The sequence below is a fragment of the Orenia metallireducens genome, assembly GCF_003001995.1.
Classification (GTDB): Bacteria; Bacillota; Halanaerobiia; order Halobacteroidales; family Halobacteroidaceae; genus Orenia; species Orenia metallireducens_B.
Genome location: NZ_PVNB01000009.1, coordinates 82,552 through 104,335, shown reverse-complemented (window position 1 = coordinate 104,335; position 21,784 = coordinate 82,552). Strand labels below are relative to the sequence as shown.

The 21,784-nt window shown below is 33.1% G+C and carries 15 protein-coding genes; 2 read left to right on the top strand and 13 right to left on the bottom strand.

Features of this window, described 5'->3' with window-relative positions; genetic code table 11:
- Positions 1-465 precede the first annotated feature (465 nt).
- The 11 genes from BX659_RS08285 to BX659_RS08235 form a co-directional block, all read right to left on the bottom strand.
- Positions 466-1,296: a sigma-70 family RNA polymerase sigma factor gene (locus BX659_RS08285; RefSeq protein WP_097017987.1), complete on the bottom strand. Its 831-nt coding sequence runs from the start codon at positions 1,294-1,296 to the stop codon at positions 466-468.
- 319 nt (positions 1,297-1,615) lie between these two features.
- A complete protein-coding gene (locus tag BX659_RS08280) occupies positions 1,616-3,685 on the bottom strand; it encodes an alpha-amylase family glycosyl hydrolase (protein WP_172431900.1) in 2,070 nt (689 codons plus the stop codon).
- A 358-nt stretch (positions 3,686-4,043) separates the two neighbouring features.
- Positions 4,044-6,539: a carbohydrate binding domain-containing protein gene (locus BX659_RS08275; protein WP_097017985.1), complete on the bottom strand. Its 2,496-nt coding sequence runs from the start codon at positions 6,537-6,539 to the stop codon at positions 4,044-4,046.
- Between the two features lie 238 nt (positions 6,540-6,777).
- Complete coding sequence (locus BX659_RS08270) at positions 6,778-9,831, bottom strand: carbohydrate binding domain-containing protein (protein WP_097017984.1); 3,054 nt, start codon at positions 9,829-9,831, stop codon at positions 6,778-6,780.
- A 411-nt stretch (positions 9,832-10,242) separates the two neighbouring features.
- Positions 10,243-10,449, bottom strand: a complete 207-nt coding sequence (locus tag BX659_RS08265) for a starch-binding protein (protein WP_097017983.1) — start codon at positions 10,447-10,449, stop codon at positions 10,243-10,245.
- 769 nt (positions 10,450-11,218) lie between these two features.
- Positions 11,219-12,784: a BglG family transcription antiterminator gene (locus BX659_RS08260; RefSeq protein WP_143786668.1), complete on the bottom strand. Its 1,566-nt coding sequence runs from the start codon at positions 12,782-12,784 to the stop codon at positions 11,219-11,221.
- Positions 12,785-12,995: 211 nt separating this feature from the next.
- A complete protein-coding gene (locus BX659_RS08255; RefSeq protein WP_172431899.1) occupies positions 12,996-14,555 on the bottom strand; it encodes a BglG family transcription antiterminator in 1,560 nt (519 codons plus the stop codon).
- 233 nt (positions 14,556-14,788) lie between these two features.
- Positions 14,789-15,367, bottom strand: a complete 579-nt coding sequence (gene rbr / locus BX659_RS08250) for a rubrerythrin (protein WP_097018004.1) — start codon at positions 15,365-15,367, stop codon at positions 14,789-14,791.
- A gap of 113 nt (positions 15,368-15,480) precedes the next feature.
- Positions 15,481-15,861 (bottom strand): desulfoferrodoxin, encoded by a 381-nt coding sequence (locus BX659_RS08245; protein ID WP_097017980.1) that lies wholly within the window; start codon positions 15,859-15,861, stop codon positions 15,481-15,483.
- Position 15,862: 1 nt separating this feature from the next.
- Positions 15,863-17,023: an FprA family A-type flavoprotein gene (locus tag BX659_RS08240; RefSeq protein ID WP_097017979.1), complete on the bottom strand. Its 1,161-nt coding sequence runs from the start codon at positions 17,021-17,023 to the stop codon at positions 15,863-15,865.
- Complete coding sequence (locus BX659_RS08235; protein ID WP_097017978.1) at positions 17,024-17,185, bottom strand: rubredoxin; 162 nt, start codon at positions 17,183-17,185, stop codon at positions 17,024-17,026. It lies immediately after the preceding gene.
- 586 nt (positions 17,186-17,771) lie between these two features.
- Here BX659_RS08235 and BX659_RS08230 point away from each other — a divergent pair.
- Both BX659_RS08230 and BX659_RS08225 read left to right on the top strand, forming a co-directional pair.
- A complete protein-coding gene (locus BX659_RS08230; protein WP_097017977.1) occupies positions 17,772-18,341 on the top strand; it encodes a biotin transporter BioY in 570 nt (189 codons plus the stop codon).
- A 26-nt stretch (positions 18,342-18,367) separates the two neighbouring features.
- A complete protein-coding gene (locus tag BX659_RS08225) occupies positions 18,368-18,940 on the top strand; it encodes a biotin transporter BioY (RefSeq protein WP_172431902.1) in 573 nt (190 codons plus the stop codon).
- A 45-nt stretch (positions 18,941-18,985) separates the two neighbouring features.
- Here the strand turns inward: BX659_RS08225 and BX659_RS08220 are convergent, their stop codons facing one another.
- Together BX659_RS08220 and BX659_RS08215 are read right to left on the bottom strand one after the other, a co-directional pair.
- The gene (locus BX659_RS08220; protein ID WP_097017976.1) at positions 18,986-19,843 is read right to left on the bottom strand and encodes a thiamine pyrophosphate-dependent enzyme; all 858 of its coding nucleotides are present in this window, start codon (positions 19,841-19,843) and stop codon (positions 18,986-18,988) included.
- Positions 19,843-21,564: a 2-oxoacid:acceptor oxidoreductase subunit alpha gene (locus BX659_RS08215; RefSeq protein ID WP_097017975.1), complete on the bottom strand. Its 1,722-nt coding sequence runs from the start codon at positions 21,562-21,564 to the stop codon at positions 19,843-19,845. The genes BX659_RS08220 and BX659_RS08215 overlap by 1 nt, the downstream gene beginning before the upstream one ends.
- Positions 21,565-21,784: the final 220 nt, after the last annotated feature.

The following is a 21,784-nucleotide window of genomic DNA, read 5'->3' as shown; positions in this document are numbered from 1 at the left end:
TTTTATTACAATTAAAAACACTATTTTTATTATACTAAAATTTAAAACTAAAAGCAAAAGCAAAATCACCTCAGTGTTTTTAGTGACTTTATAGAAATCTAAAAGAAGTCATCAAGCCAATAGTTAGTTGAAAGATAAATAGATAATACCACTTCTTATATTATCCAATTCTATTAGAGCATAAACAGCTAAAATAAGGCTATCTTAATTATAAGCATGTTATAGTATAATGATGAAATTGAGACAATATAGAGATAATGCGACACTTTGCAACTAAGTATAAGGCTAAGATTAAGTTTGAGTAAATCATAAAAACACTGCTTAAACTATCCTTAGACTTATACTTAATCTTATACTTAAACTCAAAAACTGTCGCAATATACCCATAAAGTAACACTACTCTAGATAATAGTTACAAAAATGCCCTCCCTTAATTAAGAATAAAGTGGCTTAAGCCACTTTATTCTATAAAAAATCTCTTAACTTTTTACTTCTAGTAGGGTGTCTCATCCTTTGTAAAGCTCTCTTTTCTATCTGTCTAATTCTTTCCCGAGATAGGTTATAATCTTGACCAATCTCATTTAAGGTTCTAGTCCTTCCATCTAACAAACCAAATCTCAACTCTAAAATTCTCTTCTCCCTTTTAGGAATTGTATCTAACATTTCATCAAGTTCTTCTCTTAATAACATATCATAAGTAATCTTATCTGGACTAGGCATCGTTGGATCTTCAATTACGTCTCCTAAATAAAAATCATCTTCCTCTCCCACAGGGCTATCTAAGGAAGCAGGCTCTTGTAATAACTCTTTAATCAATCTAACCTTCTCTTTAGATATATTCATCTCCTTAGCAACCTCTTCTACACTAGGATCTCTTTCTAACTCTCTTGACAGTAGATTTACTGTTTTCAAATAACTGTTCATCACTTCCCAAATATGGGCAGGAATTCTAATAGTTCTACCTTTATCAGCTAAAGCTCGATTGATTCTCTGTCTAATCCACCAAGTAGCATAAGTACTGAACCGATATCCTTTTTGGTATTCAAATTTCTTAATAGCTTGCATTAAACCTAGATTACCTTCTTGAATCAAATCCAAGAAATCAAGACCTTGACCCAAATATTTTTTGGCAATACTAACTACTAATCTCAAATTAGCTTTAATTAAAATCTTTTTAGCTTCCTCATCACCCTCAGATATCCTTTTAGCAACCATCTGCTCCTCCTCTGCTGATAGCAGATCGTGGGCTGACTGTTTTAAATATAATTTAATTCCATCATATAATAGTGATTCCAAATCCTCCCCCTCCTTCAATAAAACCTTTTATTTTAGGATGTGATTTTTGAGAATATATCTAATTAGGATTTAAATTAATATATAAGTAAGTTAATAATAATGTTTATAAAAGGTTATGATTTATATCTATTCTTAATTACTTAGAAACTTTCCTTATAATAACTATTTCTAAACAAAAAAATTTTCCCCTTTATTTTTATACTTTTTATGTGATTTAATTAATAGTTCTAAAAACACCAATACCAATATAATAAATATTAGAAACTTAGACTAAAATAAAAAAAGGATACCACAAAGGTATCCCTAATATAATATCAAATTATTGAATAAGTAAAAATCTTCCTGATAATCCATCTACATTTATATAATAGGTTCCAGAGTTATTAATCTGATCACCAGATAATAAATCTACTAGCTTATTTCCTCCAATTTGACTAGAAGAGATAGAGATAGTTGTTGATTGAGTTCCTGTATTTAAAACATAAACTATCTTCTCACCAGTCTCTAAATCAATCTTAAGATCAGCATACTGAGTCTGATTAGCTATTAGATTGGTTCTATCCCCATTCCATAAAGCAGGATGCTCTGCTCTCATATTCATTAGTTGGGCAATATAGTCTTTTAAGTCATTTTCCTCAGTTGTAAGTCCTGAAATCTTACCATTATCTCTAGAAACATGATCATCATAATAACCAAGATCTCCTTCATAGATAAATCCTTCAACCTCACGACCAATCTCATCACCATAATAAATTGTAATTGGTCCTGTGTAAGCTGCCATAAAGCTATAAGCTGCTTTGTATCGTTTCCAGTAATCGCTATTCTCTTTACCATATCCTAAGTTTGGAGCTCTTTGAATCAAGTCACCAAATCTAACTAAATCATGGTTAGTTAACATTAAGTTTGGATGTGCATAACTTGGATAGATATCATGGCTTGCAAGACCTTGATTCAATACTGAAGCTGGCTGACCATAAGCACCACTCTGATCTGTATGCTCTTGAGTAGCTAATACTTGAACTAAGCTATAACGCATTGGGAAATCAAAACAGGATTCTAGACCATCTTGACTGTATCCCTCTTGATTGATTTCATTTTGTCCTTTCCAAATCTCTCCTACCATATAACCTAAAGTTCCCCATTCTTCTCCACGGTCTTTACGTGCTTGAGCTGCGCTTTCTACTACTGCCTTGATTTCATGCCAATAATTGTGTCCATTTTGATACAATTGATAAGCTTGGTCTAATCTCCATCCATCGATTCCATACTCTTCTATCCAGTAGGTTGCTACATTTTTAAAGTATTCTAAACTGCTTGGATAAACTATCTCTGAGCCATACCATTGGGCAGCCCCATCTACTACTCCACTTATTGGATTGGCACCATGATGACCAAAAACACCATCTAAGAAGACATACATACCTAAGCTATGAGCCTTGTTAATTAAATCTCTTAAATCTTGATTTGTTCCAAAATTAGGATCAACATTATAATAATCATCAGCAAAGTATCCTGTTGCTTGACCTCTAACATCACCAGTAACAGAATTAAATAGAGGAGTCATCCAAATTGCATTTGCTCCTAAGCTCTTAATATACTCTAGAGAATTAGTAATACCTTTTAAGTCTCCATTATGGAAACTTGGTCCATATCCAGCACCATAATTTCGGCTACTATCTCCATCTTGGAAGGACTCTACCATTACTTGATAGATTCTCAAATTATCGACATCAGCACTTGCTACATTATTTGAACCACCTGGCTTAGTGTCATACCAGACTCCATCTTTATACCACCATTCACCTGCAGTACGGGATAGGTCTGCACTTTGACCTCCAGTACTTGAAATAAAGATAATATTTAAAGAATTGTATCCATCAAAGCTTGATACATACCAACTATCACCCTCTGATGCCATTGCTGAACCTGGCCATGCACCTGCTGGTTTTACTGTATCAATCCAGGTATAGATATTTGGTGCTCCATTCGTATCCTTGTAATGGACTGTTATACTTTCTCCTGTAGATGATCCTTCTGGATCACTAGCATACCAGACTCCATCTTTATACCACCATTCTCCTTGACTACGGGATAGATTAGCACTCTGACCTCCAGCACTTGGAAGAAAGATTATATTTAAAGAAGTGTATCCTTCAAAACTTGCTACATACCAACTATCTCCCTCTGATTCCATTGCTGAACCTGGCCATGCACCTGATGGACTTGCTGTATCTGTCCAGGTATAGATATTTGGTGTTCCATTCATATCTTTGTAATGCACTTTTACGCCATTAAAATCTGCTGCTTCTATAGGTAGAGCACCAAAAACTAACATAAGTAAAGCAAGTGTTGCTAATAAAACTACTCTTTTACTCTTAAATTCACTCATCATCTAAATCACCCTCTTATTAATTATTTGCAACCAATTAAGATTGTCTTCTAGGTTAATTTTATGTATCTAGCTAATAACCCAGGCTAACAATTTAACTAAACTAAACAACCTCAAAAATCACTCTATTTTCTTCAGATTCAATAGTAAAATCAACCTTTCAAATTAAAATTATATAGGGTTATGTTCTTATCAATCACCTCTCTCTTATATTAAAATAAAACATCTATTTTATTCTCACCTCCTTATAAAAATTATTACTTAGACTACCTTGGCTAAAATATTGAAAGCGGAAAAATAGTACAATTACATAAAAAACTGATTCACAATAACTCTTTATTCTACTTCTTTTCATCAATTACTTGACAAAGACAGTTACTGCTGTTCCTTCTGCAATATTACTTTGGTCAATTGGGTTAGCACCAGTTATATCAAAGACTTTTCTCCAGCCTTGAGCTTCAGAAATTATAATATTATTTGCAGGGTTGAATACAACTATCAATTCTTTTCCATTAGATAAATTATTATCGTCATCAATATATGATACTACAGCTCCATTATCCCAAGTATAAGTATCAACTCTATTATTGATTTCATCCCAAGTAGTAAGCCTCAATCCTGGATGAACCTTTCTTAACTGAATTAAGTTTTTATAGTAATTGAATATATCTGTATTCTCCGCCTTACAATTCCACTTATAAGAATTATATTTATCTGGTGCATTATAGCTATTATGAGCATATGTCCAGTCTCCATCGGCTACTTTGGTTCTTAGCATCTCATCCCCACCATGAATAAATGGAATACCTTGAGAAGTCAATACAATTCCCATTCCAAATTTATCAATTCTCTTAGCATATTCCATATCCTGAATACCAACATGTAAGATTTTATCCCATAAATCATAGTTATCATGAGCAGAGATATAGTTAATAGATTGCTCTGGGTCATAGGCGAACATAGCATCCCAATTATCTGGAAGTGGATTAGTAGATTTCACTGCCATAATAGAGCCTCTTGCACCAACAGCTATAGCATCTCTCCAAGATGGAAGATTATTGAACATATATCCTGTGCCAGTTCCATCATTATCACCTTTGATATTCTCTCTGTATTTACCATTAAATACTCCAACATGACCATAAGCGACTGCTGGCATTTTACCCATTCTAACCTTTAAATATTCCTCTGGGTCAGCCCAATAACCATTCCATGGCTCTCCATACATTAAGATATTTCTTTCTGGAAATACTTGATTATTCAAGTGGTCTCCCCATTTTCCATACTCTTCATAATGAAAAATTCCTACAAGGTCAAATCTAAATCCATCTATATTATACTCTCTAGCCCAATACTCTAAAGAATCCTGAATCATCCTACTTACCATAGGAACTCCTGTATTTATAGCATTTCCACAGCCAGAATCATTATTGCCTGTATAATACTGATTAGCAATATTCTCAAACATCTCATTACTATAAGTATGATTATACACAACATCCATTATTACTCTAATTCCAGCTTTATGGAACTCATTAATCATTGCCTTAAGCTCTTTAATTCTACCAACATAATCATATGAATCCATAGCATACTGCTCTTCTGGAACATTATAATTTACAGGATCATAGCCCCAATTATACATTCCAGTTGCAAAATCATAAAATGGCATTATCTGAACATGAGTCACACCTAACTCTTTTAAGTGGTCTATACCAGTCGCCACACCTTGATAACTGGTTCCAGACTCTACCATTCCCATAAACTTACCTTTCTTCTCTGCAGATACCCCTGAAGTAGCATCTATTGTAAAGTCTCTTACATGAACTTCATAGATTACTGCATCTTCTCTATTAACAAGAGTAGGTCTTGCTGCCCATCCTCCATCTGGTTCAGTCTGAGCCAAATCTATAACAACATTAGTATTTGTACCTGGTACTACCATTACTCCATAAGGATCTCTTACATCAATCCCATTAATCTTAAACTGATACTCTTTTAAATGTAGATCTCCTGAAACAGTCACTCCATAAATACCTGTATATCCATCAAAATCTGGAATCCTTTGACATGTATACTCTATTCCATCTACTAGAACCTTTACATTACTAGAGTCTGGTGACCAGATTCTAAAATCAGTTTCAGTTGGAGAATATACTGCTCCTAATTTCATTGGATGGCTTTTAACTACAGTACTTCCAGCTTGAGTTATAGCATCTACACTGTCACTTGAATATGACACATTCATTGCCCCATCATATGCCTTTACTGTATAACTATAAGTTGTTTCTGGTGTCAATCCACTATCTGTATAGGTAGTATTAGCTGATGTACCTACCTTAATACCGTTTCTATATACTTCGTATCCTACAACACCTATATTATCTGTTGATGCTACCCAGCTTAATGATGCTGAAGAAGAAGTTGTTGAACTAACTACTAAATTAGTTGGTGTACTTGGTGCTTGATAATCTGCTACTGGTGCTCCAATAGTAATTGTCCCTGCATCATAAGTCGATACACCTTGATCAAAGAAGTAGTTTGATCCCCCATTACTATCCCAATTCCCATTACCATCATTGAAGCATACTTCCGCTCTAGTTGCACTTCCTAAATTAAGAGTAGCTACACTATATCCTGGATATTCCGAATCCTGCATCCCCATACCTGGTACTGTACTCCAAGACCCACCCTCTGGTCTATAGTGAATATATGGTGTTGCATATCCTCTTTTATAATAGATTGTTACTGTATTTGCTGCCGATACATTATCTGTATATATCATCAGAGTTGTTAGAAAGATCATAAGTGATAATACTAAAACAAATTTCCTCTTACTCCAAATTAAATTCATAATATTCCCCCACTTCCAAATAAATAGTATTCTTCGATAAGCCTCAGACAGAGTTTCTTATCATATCAATATAGATACTAAGAAAATACTATAATATGTCTTTACTTCTATACAAGAGACTTTAATATCACATCTAATTTATCAAAGCAATAAATTTTTGTTGAAGTTAATAAATATCTCCAAGGTCAATATCAAGATATCAACCTTGAAGATATTGAAATTTGACTATTTAAAACTCTCAGTTTAAATAACTACCATAATCTGCAATCTTTCCTAATCCATTTAAGACATATACTCTTAAGTTACCTTTACCAGAACAATCAGCAGTTAAAGTATTATTTGTTACATTTATAGTACTTCCTGTTACTGCATCTACATAAATTCCATTAGGAATATTATAGAATGTAGCTGTCCCTGAAACTGTTACTAAGGCAAAGCTATCAACATTCTCATCAGTATATCTTCTCTTAAAGGCTAGATAATTACCAGATACATCTGCTGTTGAGTACTGACCTTTTTGTAATGCTGGTACAGCTCTTCTAATTAGATTCAAGCTTCTGATATGCTGAGCTAACGGATAATTTAAGGTAGCAGCTATCGTTCCTGTAGCATTGGAATATTCTCCAAAATCACTTACATTTACAGTACCCTCAATGCGGTTTCCAAAATAAGCTCTTCCTGTTTCAGCTAATGGAGCATTCGGTCCTACATCAATTGGCATACCTTTTTGGAACTCTACTTCACTTCCATAATAGATAGTTGGGATTCCACGGAAGGTAAAAATTAAAGATAAGTTCTCTGCCCAAGTCTCTTGACTTCCAGCAAATCTTTGATTCTCTGGAGCACCATCAGGAGCATAGTCATGGGAATCTACATAAGTTACATTCCAAGTCGCATCATTATAATACTGATCTCCACTTAAAGCCACACCAAAGGCATCATAAGCATTATTAAAGTTCCAATGCATTGGGAAGTCAATCTGATCTAAACCTGACCTCATAGACCAATCTGGCTTATGATATTGGTTAGCATTTAAGAAAGCATTATCTGAAGTTGGCTCATTATTAACAGAGCTATTATCTGCCCAATGCTGTTCTACAGAAGATTTATTAGTCAATCTATCTCCCCATGGATAGTCTTTTGATTCTTTCCATGTATAGAAAGGAACTGAGATAGCTGGAATACCACTATTCCAAATTTGACGATAACGAGCTGCTACTTCACCAAACATAAAGAAATCATCTCCACCTCTTGCTTTAAAGGCTGGATTGAAATATTTGTTAAAGGTTAATCTACTGATATGCTTAACGGTATCGATACGGAATCCATCTACTCCCATATCAATATAACGGTCATAAGCATCTATTAAATAGTTAGCTACATTAGGGTTCTCTGTATTTAAATCAACACAATCTCCTGCTATCTGTCCAGTCTGTACTGTATATCCTTCCCACTGCAAGCTCTTTTCATGGTGATAGATATGTTCAGTATCTTGATCATCTTCTTTCATCGCTGCTATTCTTGCTCCATATTGCTGATTTGGAGTTATGCTACTATAATCTCCACCTTGGTAAGCCTGAGCAGCACTATCTAATGTTGAGTTAGCTACTAATGTATCTGGATCATCAAGACCGATATAATCTCCATTAGCATCCTTTTGGAACAATGGATATAGATTCTCTTCTCCAAAGTTACTAGAATGGTTAAATACTACATCTTGAATTATCTTCATACCCTTAGCATGAACTGCATCGATTAAATCTTGATAATTAAAATTATCAGATTCATAACGTGGATCTACCTCTGTAAGATCTACTGCATGGTAACCATGATAATCATAACCACTAGCATTCTTTACAACTGGTGTAATCCAAACTGCACTAAAACCAAGGGCCTTAATATAATCTAATTTCTCTGCTAAACCTTTAAAGTCTCCTCGCCATGCTGGATCATTATTGGCAACATTTCCTGCACTTTCACCAGCCCAACAATATTCATTATTACTTGGGTCACCATCATAGAAGCGAGTCGTCATTACAAAGTAAATAGTCTCTTCTCTAAAGTCGGCTGTATCTACACCTTCACCAATATAGTATCTAAATCTAACTTCACTGGTATTTCCAGAAACATCAACTGCTAAAGTATTGATTGTCATACTCTCATTGATATCTATCGTCTCTCCATAATATCGCTGACTATCTAGCTGTTGAGGCTGAGTACCATCAGTAGTATAGTATAATATTGGGGCTGGATCTTCATCATCACTAATTGTAAAGGTTATTGAAATAGGATCAGTATACCTTTTTGCCTCTAAACTTGGTGTTATTGTTGGAGGAGTTATATCACCTTGTTCAGTCGTAGTTCCACTTACAGCAGTACTAAATTCTGATATATTTCCTGCAGCATCATAGGCAGTGCCTGTATAGCTATAAGCTGTTTGGGGTGTTAATCCACTATCTGTATAACTAGTAGTAGTTGAAGTTCCTATCTTTACTCCATCTCTATATACTTCATACCCTGTAACTCCTATATTATCTGTTGCTTCTGTCCAGCTTAAAGATACTGTAGAACTAGTCGCTGAATCAACAGTTAGGCTGCTTGGAGCAGTTGGAGCAATTGTATCTACTACTGGTCTACCAGTAGTAATTATACCACTATCAAAGGTTGAAATTCCCTGATCAAAGAAATAGTTAGAACCTCCATTACTATCCCAATTACCATTTCCATCATTAAAGCAGACCTCTACTTGAGTTGCACTTACTAAATCGATTGCATAAACGCTATAGCCATCATATTCAGAGTCTGACATAGCTACACCTGGTGCTGTAGTCCAAGTTCCTCCTACTGGACGATAGTGAATATATGGTGTTGTATATCCTCTCTTATAATAGATTGTGGCTTGATTATTTGTAACCTGTGGTGCTCCTTCAGTAATTACTCCATTATCAAAAGTGGATTCTCCTGTCCTAAAGAAATAATTAGAACCTCCATTGCTATCCCAATTACCATTTCCATCGTTGAAGCAGACCTCTACTTGAGTTGCACTTGATAAATCGATTGCATAAACGCTATAGCCATCATATTCAGAGTCTGACATAGCTACACCTGGTGCTGTAGTCCAAGTTCCTCCTACTGGACGATAGTGAATATATGGTGTTGCATATCCTCTCTTATAATAGATTGTAGCTGTATTTGCTGCAGATACATTATCTGTATAAACCAGCAATGTTGTTAAAAGCATCATAAGTGATAGTACTAAAAGAAATTTCCTCTTATCACAAATTAAATTCATAATCTCCCTCACTTTCAAATAAGTTTATTTTGATCCGCACAATTATAAACTAAGCGCCCTTTCCCATCCTTATCCTAACTTATCTCTTTTTAATACTTGGATAATAATATATTCTCTAATTAATTCACCTCTCTGCTATTTTTATAGTAAAGCTTCGCTGACTAAACAAATCCAATCAATTAAATTTTATGATATAAATATTAATATAATGCTATTCAGTAGTTAAGATTTCTTCAACTTTCTAAATAATTAATATACTATAAATTATTTTGCTTCAATTAAAATAATACCATTTTCAACCGTAAATTCAATATATCCATTGAAAACAACTCCCGTTTCACCTATGTAATTTTCTGGTCCTGCGTTAATTGAGATTTCAGGGATACTTGGCCCTTCTGGATTCTGATCACATCAACCTCTATTTAGATACCACCATTCACCTTCACTGCGAGATAGATCAGCAGTCTGACTTCCACTGCTTGAAATGAAGATCAGATTCAAAGCTGTATAGCCTTTAAAACTTGATACATACCAGCTATTACCCTCTGACTCCATCGCTGAACCTGGCCAACTACCCGATGGCTCTTCTGTATCTGTCCAAGTATAGATATTTGGCATTCCATAAAGACTAATCTTTTATCTTTAAATCCTCTCATTATTTAAATTTCACCTCCTTTAATTATTTAATTACAACTGATGATAATATTTAGTTAAATTAACATATATAACCACAGAATTAAAATAAAAAATACTCCCTATCTTCTCAGTACGTTATAACTTATCTAACTACTGACTAGCAATCTTATCTACTTATATTTAAATTAAACTGATTTACTTATTATTCTTATATTTAAAAGCAAATAATCTCCACTTATAATCCTATTGTACTGTAGAATTATACTCCTATAACTCATCTAACTTTAAAAATACTATCTTTCACAGCACCTCCTCTCAAGATGAAATATCTATTCTTAGATTATAATAATGCCATATAAATACTTTATCAATTATAGTATATTAAGATTATGGAATATTGTATGGGTATATTTCTACACTTAAAATTAATTACCTTTTCTTTACAATATATATAAATTTCCACTTTTATTGCGGAAATTTAAAATTGTTATTTATATATCAAAAAAACTCTAGATCATTAATCTAGAGTAAATAAAATCACCTTTAATTATAAACTTTTTTTATTAAATCACTTGATTTTATTGTTAATTTTTGAAATTAATTAAATGTCTAAAGAAAATATATCTCCAAGCCCCTCTCTATTATTAACATAAGTAATTTATAAACCCTAGTAATTTAAATCATTATACTCAAAGAAGCTTAGATCAATATAAGATCTTATCAATATATAAATCTCAAATTAGATAATATTTTAGTTGCCAATCTTCCAATTATCTTTAGCTAATTTAACCTTATTATTGATTATTTCAATATCATTATCATCAACTAAGGGACTTATCACTATTGCCTCGGGGACTTGAGATAAACGCTTATAACTGATTATAACATCTACCTTTTCAGAGATTTCTTCATCTAGCTGATAATAATATAATGTTTTCACTATCTTAAAATTAGCCATCTTATTTATCAAACGAGTTTTAATCAAATCATTGATAACCCTGTTTTCATGAAATATAACTAAAGCCTTAATTTTATCTTTAGATTTTTCAAATATCGACAATAGCAATAAAGCAATATGATAAATATCATATTGCTTTATTGCTATTGAATACCTCCTAAAGATCTCTTTGATTTCAGCAGCTATCTTAAATATATTAGGATGAAACTCCTTAACATCTTCTATTATACCATTATCTATATCAGACAATATACTCCTACTAACACCATATTTAGCCTTCTTTAAAATATGATTTATATATAGCATTAAATTAATATATGCAGTAGTATCATCCTTTATATTGATTCCCAGCCTTCTCTCTGCTATAGCTATAAACCTATTCATTATATCTATTACCTCTTCATCTATCCTATTCAAAACCTCTTGCCCATCACCTACCTTTTTTTCTAAATAGAACTCCTGTGCTAGGCATTGTAAAAATCCTCCCCCAAATTCATCTTGAGATATCTTCAAGCCCATTATCTTTTCTAATATACCTTTGAAAGATTTAAAAATTTTATATAATTTTAATTTATTTAATTCCTTGAGTTCATGGGAGGTCAATTTAATCTCTTTTCCTTCCTTTATTCTTTTCAAGGTAACGCTTCCATAGAAGGTAATATATAAAATAGATCTCCGAGAATATAGGTAGTTATTCTTTATTTTATTAGTTTCGATTATTCTCTTTATCTTCTTTAAGTCTATATTGGAGCAAAATTCTCGTAAAACATCATAGTTTTGGGGATAAATACTTTTATTATTCATTAACAGTTGGCTTATCTCTTCTAATTGATTATCTAACAGCTCAAAGATAATATTAACCATTGCTTCTCTTAAATGTATCTCTCTTCCCTCTATATAGATACCATAATTTTTTATTCTTCTTAGCATTAACTGGTATTTATTCAACCATTGCTCAACCTCTAATAAATCTTTAATAATAGTAGACCTACTTACAGATAATTCTTCAGCTAATGCCATAATAGTATAGTCTTTATGATTTAATAATAATCTCTTAATTATATCATTTATCCTTTCCCGTGGAGATAAGACTACATATTCTATCTCTTTTCTAGATAATTCACTTTCTAAAAGTTTTCTATCATTATCAGCTGCCTCTAGCCAAACCCCAACTCCTGGTCTCTTGTATAGAGATATACTAAATTTATCTAACTCTAGCTCTAACTCCTTTAAGTCAGATCGAATTGTTCTAGAAGAGACATTACACCTATTAGCCAATTCCTTAATAGTAACAATCCTTTCGGCTCTCAATAAGCTGTCTATGATTTTATTATATCTGCACTTAGATAAATTTAACACAGTCAACCCTCCAATAAGTATTAAAATAAACAAAAAATACCCAATATAAAGTAATCAAATCTAACTTTAAATAGGTATATTACTTATAATCTTATGTTGTTATATATATTCTCAATTAAAGCTCATTCTAGAAGATCAAATATTTAGATATATTCAAAAATCAATCTATGATTATTTTATTATAAAAACCTCTAAAAACAAATAGCTTAATCTATAAAGCCTTCTCTTTGGATAATAAGCTAATTCTATTTCTAATTAATTGAATATCCTGCTGCTTAACTAAAGGGTTAATTACTATGGCTTCTGGCAAAGTAACTCGTTGATTAGAGGTAATAATTAGATCAGCATTCTTTGTTTTATTATGATTTAACTCTTGATTAGAAATATAATCTACTATCTCTAGGTTTGATATACTTGCTATTAATCTACTCACCATTAATTCATTAATTATAAAAGCTTCATTATTAATAATTATAACCTTTATCTTCTTAGTATATTTTTCAAAAGCTGATAATAGCAACACAGCTATGTAGTCAATATCTCTTTGACTTATAATTTTTATCTGATATTCATTAAATATATCTATAATCATCTTAGATAACTTAATTATCTTAGGATTATTCTCTTTAATCTTATTTATTATAATATTATCCAAATCATTTACAATCATCTTAGGTACCTGATATCTAAAGTGATTGTAGAGATGCCTGATGTATAATATTAAATCTAAAAATAAATCTGTATCCTTCTCCAACTTTATCCCCAATTCATCTTCTACTAAGTTAATAAAGCTTCTACTTATTTGTAGAATAGTCTTATTTAGACTTCTTAAAATCTCTTCTTTAGTAGTTAAGGTCTTATCATCATATATATTTGCACATAAAAAATGTATAAAAGCCCAGCATAACTCATCTTCAGAAATTGGAATTTCAAGTTCCTCTTCCGCTTTCTTTCCAATAGTTTTAGCTAATTTAAATAGTTTCAGCCTCTTTAATCTAAGGGTATCCTCTGCTAATAATTTAATTTCCTTTCCTTGCTTAATTCGCTTTATACTTACGCTGATATAAAAGATAAGAGCCAAGTTGCTATTTTCTGTGAATAAAAATTTTTCTTTAACTTCTTTTGACTGAACTATCTCTTTAATCTTCTTTAAATCTACTTTGGCAGAAAAATCCTTTAAAATATCATAATCTTTGGGATTAATACTATGATTATCCCTTAGTAATCTACTTATCTCCTCTAAATCTTCTTGATCCATGAGTTTAAATAATAGTTCTACTATTGCTCCTCTTAAATATCTCTCTTCCCCTTCTATTTTCAAACCAGATTGCTGATTATTTTCTAAGATTAAATTGTAATTTCTAAGCCATTTCTTAATTTCAATTAAATCCTTATTAATCGTAGACCTACTGACATATAACTTCTCTGCCAATAGCTTACAAGTATAACTCTTCTTCTGAAATAGTATTTTTATTATTTCTTCTCTTCTGTCTGAAGGTGAAAAATTATTTTTAAAGTTAACTTTCTTTGATATAGATTCTTTTAACCACATTAACTTATCGTTTTTAGACTCTATCCAAACTCCAACACCCCTTTTTTTATGCAGAATAATACCTAATTCATTTAATTTCTTCTCTAACTTCTTCAAATCATTTCTAACTGTACGCGAAGAAACCTTACATCTTTTAGCCAATTGATTAATGGTCAACCTTTGATGATTCAATAAAGCATACAATATTTTACCATGCCTTCTCTTAGATAAATAAATCACTATTATCACCCTTAGTAATTTTTAGATAGCAAGTAAACGTTTGCATAAAATAAACATTATGATATAAATATAATTGAACACTTTGCTAAAAATACCTTCTTCACTTGATGAGATTTATTTCCACTTCTATTGAGGAAAAATTAAAATTTTAAAGAGCTTTCTCTTATAAATAAAAAAGCTTCACCCTAATAACAACTTGCCAATAAGGTGAAGCCAATTATAAGCTTTAATCTTTAATAATTAGTCTCTTTTAATTCAAAGAATTCTTGTGGATGAGCACAGGCTGGACATTTCTTAGGTGCTTTATCACCTTCATGTACATAACCACAGTTATCACATTTCCATCTTACAGCCTCATCTTTAGCAAATACCTTTTCTTCTCTTACATTTTTTAATAGCTTTAAATATCTTTTCTCATGCTCTACCTCTACTTCGGCAATCTTTCTAAAAGCTACAGCTATTTTTGGAAATCCTTCCTCATCAGCTACACGAGCAAACTCTGGGTATAGCTCAGTATGCTCTTCATTCTCTCCAGCAGCAGCAGCCTCCAAGTTCTCTTCAGTTGTTCCTATTACTCCAGCAGGGTATGCAGCAGTAATCTCTACCTCTCCACCTTCTAAGAATTTAAAGAATACCTTAGCATGCTCTTTCTCATTTCTAGCAGTCTCTAAAAAGATCTCAGAAATCTGACGGAAACCTTCCTTTTTAGCTTGAGATGCAAAATATGTATAACGTGTTCTTGCTTGAGATTCACCTGCAAATGCCTTTAATAAATTTTGTTCAGTTTTTGTTCCTTTTAAACTAGCCATTATTATCATCCTCCAAGTTTATACATTAATTTTTTTATTACTAGAGCTTTTTAATTTATTGCTTTCTTACTTAATCTTTTACTCGTTACTCATCACCCATTACTTGTTACTGCCCCTTACGCTTTCCATAGTCCATGGATATTACAAAATTCTCTAACCGCTACAATATCATCTTTTGCTACCTTAAATTCAGCTACTGGTTCTTGACCAGCTTCTAATTCTGCTCTAAGCACTTTATCCTCAGTTAATACTTCAATAAATCTAATCAAATGCTCTTCAGTCATCGGATGTAGAGTACTTCCAACAGTTACTTTAACTCCATCTTCAGCCTCTTCTACTACTGGTACATGCTTTTCAGTAGTATAGTCTGCTGTCTGAGCCTCTAATTTAACCATCTTTTCTCCACAGCACATCAAAGGAGCTCCACCCACTTGAACAAATTCTACTACATTACCACAATGTTCACATTTGTAAACTTCTCTTAGTTCATTTGCCACCTTAAATCTCCTCCTTTAATTTTCCTTTAATCTCTTCTAACTGACTTTCATCAGGTATATATTGAACCTTGATTGAATCAAGGATATCAAACTTACATTCCTTTAATACATCTTCTACTTGACCAATACTCTGTCCACCCCAACCATAAGAACCAAAAGCAAGACCTATTCTATTCTTAGGAGCTAAGCCCTTTAAATAGGTTAAAAATGCAGCTACAGATGGTAGCATATTATTATTTAAGGTTGGAGAACCTACACAGATATACTTGGCTGTTAACACTTCAGTAATGATATCTGAACGGTGATTTACATCTAAGTTTAACATCCGTGTACTGATACCCTTCTCTTCAAAAGCACTCTGAATTGCATAAGCAACCTTTTTAGTAGAATCCCACATAGTATCATATATAACCAATGCCTTTTCATCATATTCATTAGCTGACCATTTTTTATACTTCTCTATAATTTCGGGAATGAATTTTCTCCAAATTACTCCATGAGAAGGGGCAATAATTTCAATATCTAAGCCCTCTACAACCTTTAAAACTCCCTGTACCTGTCTACCATAAGGCATTACTATATTAGCATAGTACTTCTTAGCCTCTTCCATTACAATATCAAAATCAGTTTCATCATCAAATCGCTCAGAAGATGCATAATGCTGACCTAACGCATCATTAGAGAATAATATTTTATCCTCTGGCAAGTATGTAACCATATTATCTGGCCAATGAACCATTGGTGTTAAGACAAAATTCAAGGTTCTCTCCCCTATGTTAAGAGCTTCTCCTGGCTTAGCAATTTGAAAATCCCAATCCTTCTTATAATGAGCCATCAAACCTGCTTTTCCCTTTGGAGAAGTAATCAATTTAGCATTTGTCGCTACTTCCATCAATTTAGGTAAACCACCAGAATGATCCATCTCTACATGGTTAGAAATTATGTAATCAATCTCAGCTGGATCTATGATATCAGAGATTCTAGCTATCATCTCATCATAAAGATAATGCTTGACAGTATCAATCAAAGTTACCTTCTCATCAATAATTAGATAAGCATTATAAGTAGATCCCCGTTGTGTTAAATAACCATGAAAATCCCTTAAATCCCAATCGATACCCCCTACCCAATAAATATTCTCTTTAATTTGAACTGCTTTCATTTACTTGACCTCCTTAAAGTCCATCTTCTGTGCCCTACAGGTTGGACATCGCCAACGCTCAGGTAACTCTTCAAAAGGAGTTTCTGCTTCTATCTTTTGAGTTTTGTCACCTCGTTTAGGGTCATAGGTATAACCACAGATTATACATTTATATTTATTCATAATTATTACCTCCCGCTTCTGAATCTGATTTGAATTTAGAATTGTGCTTTCTTAATATAATCTATCTTATTAATATTATTAGTAAATTAGTTTCTTTTATTCGGGGGATATTCTTGCCCTTTTAATATTATTAGAGATTATTAATAATAATTCCTGCTTAATTCTAAAAAAATATTAATTTTTTGGAATTTTTGATAATGAATATCATTTTCTTTATATTCTTCTATAGCTATTAAAGATACTAAGTCATTAAATTGATTGATCTAATATGGGGATAGTACGACACTTTAGTAATCAGTGACAAGTGACAGGTAACGAGTAAAAACCTCTCTCGTTACTAATTACTCATCCTTCGGGTTCTTTGAACCCTTCGTAATGAAAAAATTCCCAATTGGATTTTTCCTATCCACTTGTTACTGCCCTAATACCTATAGAAACCATACTCTAGTAAATTCAACATAATTACTTCAAATATGAAGCGATTTTATTGACAAATATTATAAGACTTTGTTATAATAAATCCATCGTTAACCTTTAAATAATAAGGTTAACTTGCTTTCAAACTATATTTTAAGGAGGACTTATGATGAATATTAAGACTAGAGAGATGATATTGGTTGCTCTTTTTGCAGCTTTGACTGCGATTGGTGCTTTTATTAAAATCCCAACACCCTTTGGAGTACCTTTTAGTATGCAACCTCTATTTGTAATATTTGCCGCTAATCTCTTAGGTGCCCGATTAGGATTAATGAGTCAATTGATATATATCTTTATCGGCTTAATTGGTATCCCTATCTTTACTAGTGGTGGAGGTCCAGCTTATGTATTAAACCCTACCTTTGGCTACTTAGTAGGTTTTGCAATTGGTGCTTATGTCATTGGTAAAATAATCGAAAATAAGAAGAAGAATTTCAAAAACTTTATTTTAGCTAATCTGGCAGGACTGCTTGTCTTCTATTTTTTTGGTGTAACTCACCTTTATCTGATCATGAACTTTTATCTTGGTAAAGCATATCCAATTAACAGTGCCTTAATTGGTGGATTTTTAATCTTCTTACCCTTTGATATTATCAAGGCTATCATTTCTGCACTGATATCTAAAGAGGTTATTAAACGAGTAGAGAATGCTCTTCCTATTGCAAGCTTAAAACATTAAAGTTTATTATACTTAATCAGGTGGTGATAAAAATTAAAACTAAAGACCTTGTCTTAGCTGCATTATTTGCTGCTTTAACAGCAGTAGGCGCCTTTATTAGAGTCCCTATTCCTTATGTACCTTTTACTTTACAGGTCTTATTCGTCTTTTTTGCAGGAAGCTTATTAGGTAGTAGATTGGCATTAATTAGTCAACTAGTTTATTTAGGGATAGGGTTGATTGGTATCCCTATCTTTACTCATGGGGGAGGACCTAGTTATATCTTACAGCCTACCTTTGGCTACTTAATAGGATTTGCAATTGGTGCTTATGTGATCGGTAAAATAATCGAAAATTTAAGAGATAAAACTTTTATCAATTTCTTATTAGCCAATTTAAGTGGCTTAGCTGTAGTTTATTTATTTGGAGTAGTTTATCTTTATTTTAATTTAAACTATATTGCAGCAACTGCTATTAGTCTATCTAAAGCCATTAAGATTGGATTCTTACTTCCAATCTCTGGTGACTTATTACTCTGTATAATTGCGGCTCTCATATCCAAAAATGTTATTAGTCAAGTAAGAGAAGCATTACCTGTTATGAGTATTGAAAATAGATAAAAGTAAAGGGTGAGGATAATCCTCACCCTTTACTTTTATTCAAATCTATTTCATTTCATCGATTAATGCTTGAAATTCTGTCGGCTCTTTCTTCTCTTTTACTAAAGCTCTATCCCCAATTTGAGGATGTTTGTCTCTAAAGATAGGAACTCCTTCTGCCTTATAGATAATACCAATTGGAATATTATCTCCCCATTCATCTGCTTTCTTGATAGCAGTGTCATAATCAGTAGGGTCATAATCATCCCCCAACTCATAAACTCGCTTCATATACCACTGATAGGTATTAACCTTATTAAAAGAGACACAAGGCTGTAAGATATCTATCAACGCATAACCTTTATGTTTGATTGCTGCCTTCATCATTGCTTTTAAATGCTCCTTCTTACCAACAAAGCTTCTAGCTACAAAAGTCGCTCCCATCGCAACTGCAAATTTAATTGGATTAAAAGGTCTAGCAGTAATACCATTTGGTTGAGTTGATGTAGTCATCTCTTCACCAGTAGTCGGTGAGGCTTGCCCTTTGGTTAGTCCATAAATTTGATTGTCATGAACAAAATGAGCAATATCTGGGTTTCTTCTGATATTATGGAGGATATGGTTACCACCCTCTCCATAGGTATCACCCTCTCCAGACTCTACTATTACCTTCATCTCAGGATTGGCAATTCTCATTCCTATAGCTGGTGGTAAAGCTCTACCATGTAACCCATTAAATCCATTAACCTTAATATAATGGGGCATCTTTGCTGCCTGACCAATTCCAGTAAACATAGTCACTTGCGATGGTTTAAGATCCATCTCTGCTAAAGCTTCTGCTAAACATTGGCGTAAAGGAATATCACCACAACCTGGACACCAGGCTGTCTCACGATTTGCTTCATATATCTCTGGATTTACCATTAGTCAATCACCTCTTCCTTAATGGCATCATAAATCTCTTCAGCTGTATATGGTCGTCCATCATATTTAACAATCTCATGATTTACCATAATTCCAGTCTCACTACTGATTAAACGGGAGAATTGAGCAGTAGCATTATTCTCAACCATAATCGATACTGTATTATCGATTCTATCCTCTAATTCTTCAATGGGTAGTGGCCAGACATCACTGAAGGTCAATAACCCTACATTATATCCATCCTCTTCTAGTAACTCTCTAGCCTCCTGTAATGGTCCATAAGTAGAACCCCATCCAATCAATAGATAGTCTGTTTCTTCTGGTCCAATATATTCTGGTTCTTCTAAATCCTCTAAAATCAGCTTCTCTATCTTATCATGCCTCTTATCTACCATAGCTACTCTGGTTTCAGCATCTTCAATGATATGTCCATGCTCATCATGCTCATCACTATCTATCAAGACTACACTCTCAGTCATCTGCCCTGGATAGGCAAGTGGAGAAATACCATCTTCAGTAAACTCATAGCGCTTGTAATCACTAATACCTTCTGCTTGTTCATCACTGATAAACCCATTGTACCTTTGTAAGGTATCTAGCTCAAAGGCTTCTAAATTAATCTCAGTGTCTGCTAAAAACTGATCACTTAAGATAATAACTGGCATTTGATACTTTTCAGCTAAATTTACTGCCCGATAAGTTTGGTAAAAAGCATCTTCAGCATCCTTAACACCAATCACCATCAACGGAAAATCTCCCTGTGAGGCATTGATAGCAAATAGTAAATCAGCTTGCTCTGTTCTAGTTGGCAATCCAGTAGCTGGTCCAGGGCGTTGTACATTAACAATAGTCAGAGGTATTTCCGCTATCCCTGCAAAGCCTAAAGCCTCTACCATCAAGGAGAAACCTCCACCAGAGCTTCCTGTCATTGAACGAATTCCACTATAGGAACCACCTAAGGCCATCATAATTGCAGCAATCTCATCCTCTGCCTGCTCTACTACTATTCCCAAATCATTCTGCCTTTTAGCTAAATAGTTCATTACTCCTGTGGCTGGAGTCATTGGATAGGCAGAATAAAATTGTACTCCTGCCACCGCTGCTCCCATCCCAATAGCTTGATTTCCATTGATTAGGATTTGATTATCTCTAGGAGTAACCTCAGGCATTTCAAATCTTCTTTTAGCTACCTCTGCTTTCTCATATCCTTTACGCAATGCATCTATATTCATTCCTTTAATATCTTCAGCACGTCTAAAGTATTCACCTAATACCTCTTCGGCAACCTTTAAATCTAGTCCTAATAATTTAAGTAATACTCCTACAAAAACTGTGTTTGCTACTCTACCATTTCCTATATCATCAGCTATTAAAGCTGCTTCTAAAGAGAATATCTCTTTATCCTGATTCTCCTCTCTTAGCTCTCCCTCATAGGATTCACCATTATAGATCATAATCCCATCCTCTTTAACAAAGTCTTGGTGAATCTCTACAGCAGCTTTATTTAGAGCTAATAGTATATCCTGTTCATCTTTAGGAGCAGTTATCTTAGTATCTCCAAACCTGATTTTCATAAAGTTATGCCCACCACGGACACGGGATTCATAGTCCTTAGTTGAATAAACATGGAATCCACTCTTAAATAAAATCTTACTTAATACAAAGTTTAATGTATTCAATCCTTGCCCTGCTTCTCCAGCAATAACTAAATTAAAATCCATTTGCTTCCCCCCTTGTAGTTAATAATAGCAATATCTCTGTTATTTTACTCATTATTCTAAAAAATATAACATAATATAAGGAACTATTATCGTTGCTATAACATCAATTATAGGTCTATTATATACCTTAGTATTATAAAAGGCTAAATTCTTTATACCAAGATATTAAAATGTAATAAAAAAGCAATCCACATTATTTAAATGTGAATTGCTAAGTATA

Excerpts from the sequence above, each read along its gene's own strand:
- BX659_RS08280 (WP_172431900.1), bottom strand. The coding sequence starts at position 3,685 with ATGAGTGAATTTAAGAGTAAAAGAGTAGTTTTATTAGCAACACTTGCT.
- BX659_RS08215 (WP_097017975.1), bottom strand. The coding sequence starts at position 21,564 with ATGGATTTTAATTTAGTTATTGCTGGAGAAGCAGGGCAAGGATTGAAT.
- BX659_RS08270 (WP_097017984.1), bottom strand. The coding sequence starts at position 9,831 with ATGAATTTAATTTGTGATAAGAGGAAATTTCTTTTAGTACTATCACTT.
- BX659_RS08265 (WP_097017983.1), bottom strand. The coding sequence starts at position 10,449 with ATGCCAAATATCTATACTTGGACAGATACAGAAGAGCCATCGGGTAGT.
- BX659_RS08230 (WP_097017977.1), top strand. The coding sequence starts at position 17,772 with ATGAATATTAAGACTAGAGAGATGATATTGGTTGCTCTTTTTGCAGCT.
- BX659_RS08275 (WP_097017985.1), bottom strand. The coding sequence starts at position 6,539 with ATGAATTTAATTTGGAGTAAGAGGAAATTTGTTTTAGTATTATCACTT.
- BX659_RS08220 (WP_097017976.1), bottom strand. The coding sequence starts at position 19,843 with ATGGTAAATCCAGAGATATATGAAGCAAATCGTGAGACAGCCTGGTGT.
- BX659_RS08235 (WP_097017978.1), bottom strand. The coding sequence starts at position 17,185 with ATGAATAAATATAAATGTATAATCTGTGGTTATACCTATGACCCTAAA.
- BX659_RS08240 (WP_097017979.1), bottom strand. The coding sequence starts at position 17,023 with ATGAAAGCAGTTCAAATTAAAGAGAATATTTATTGGGTAGGGGGTATC.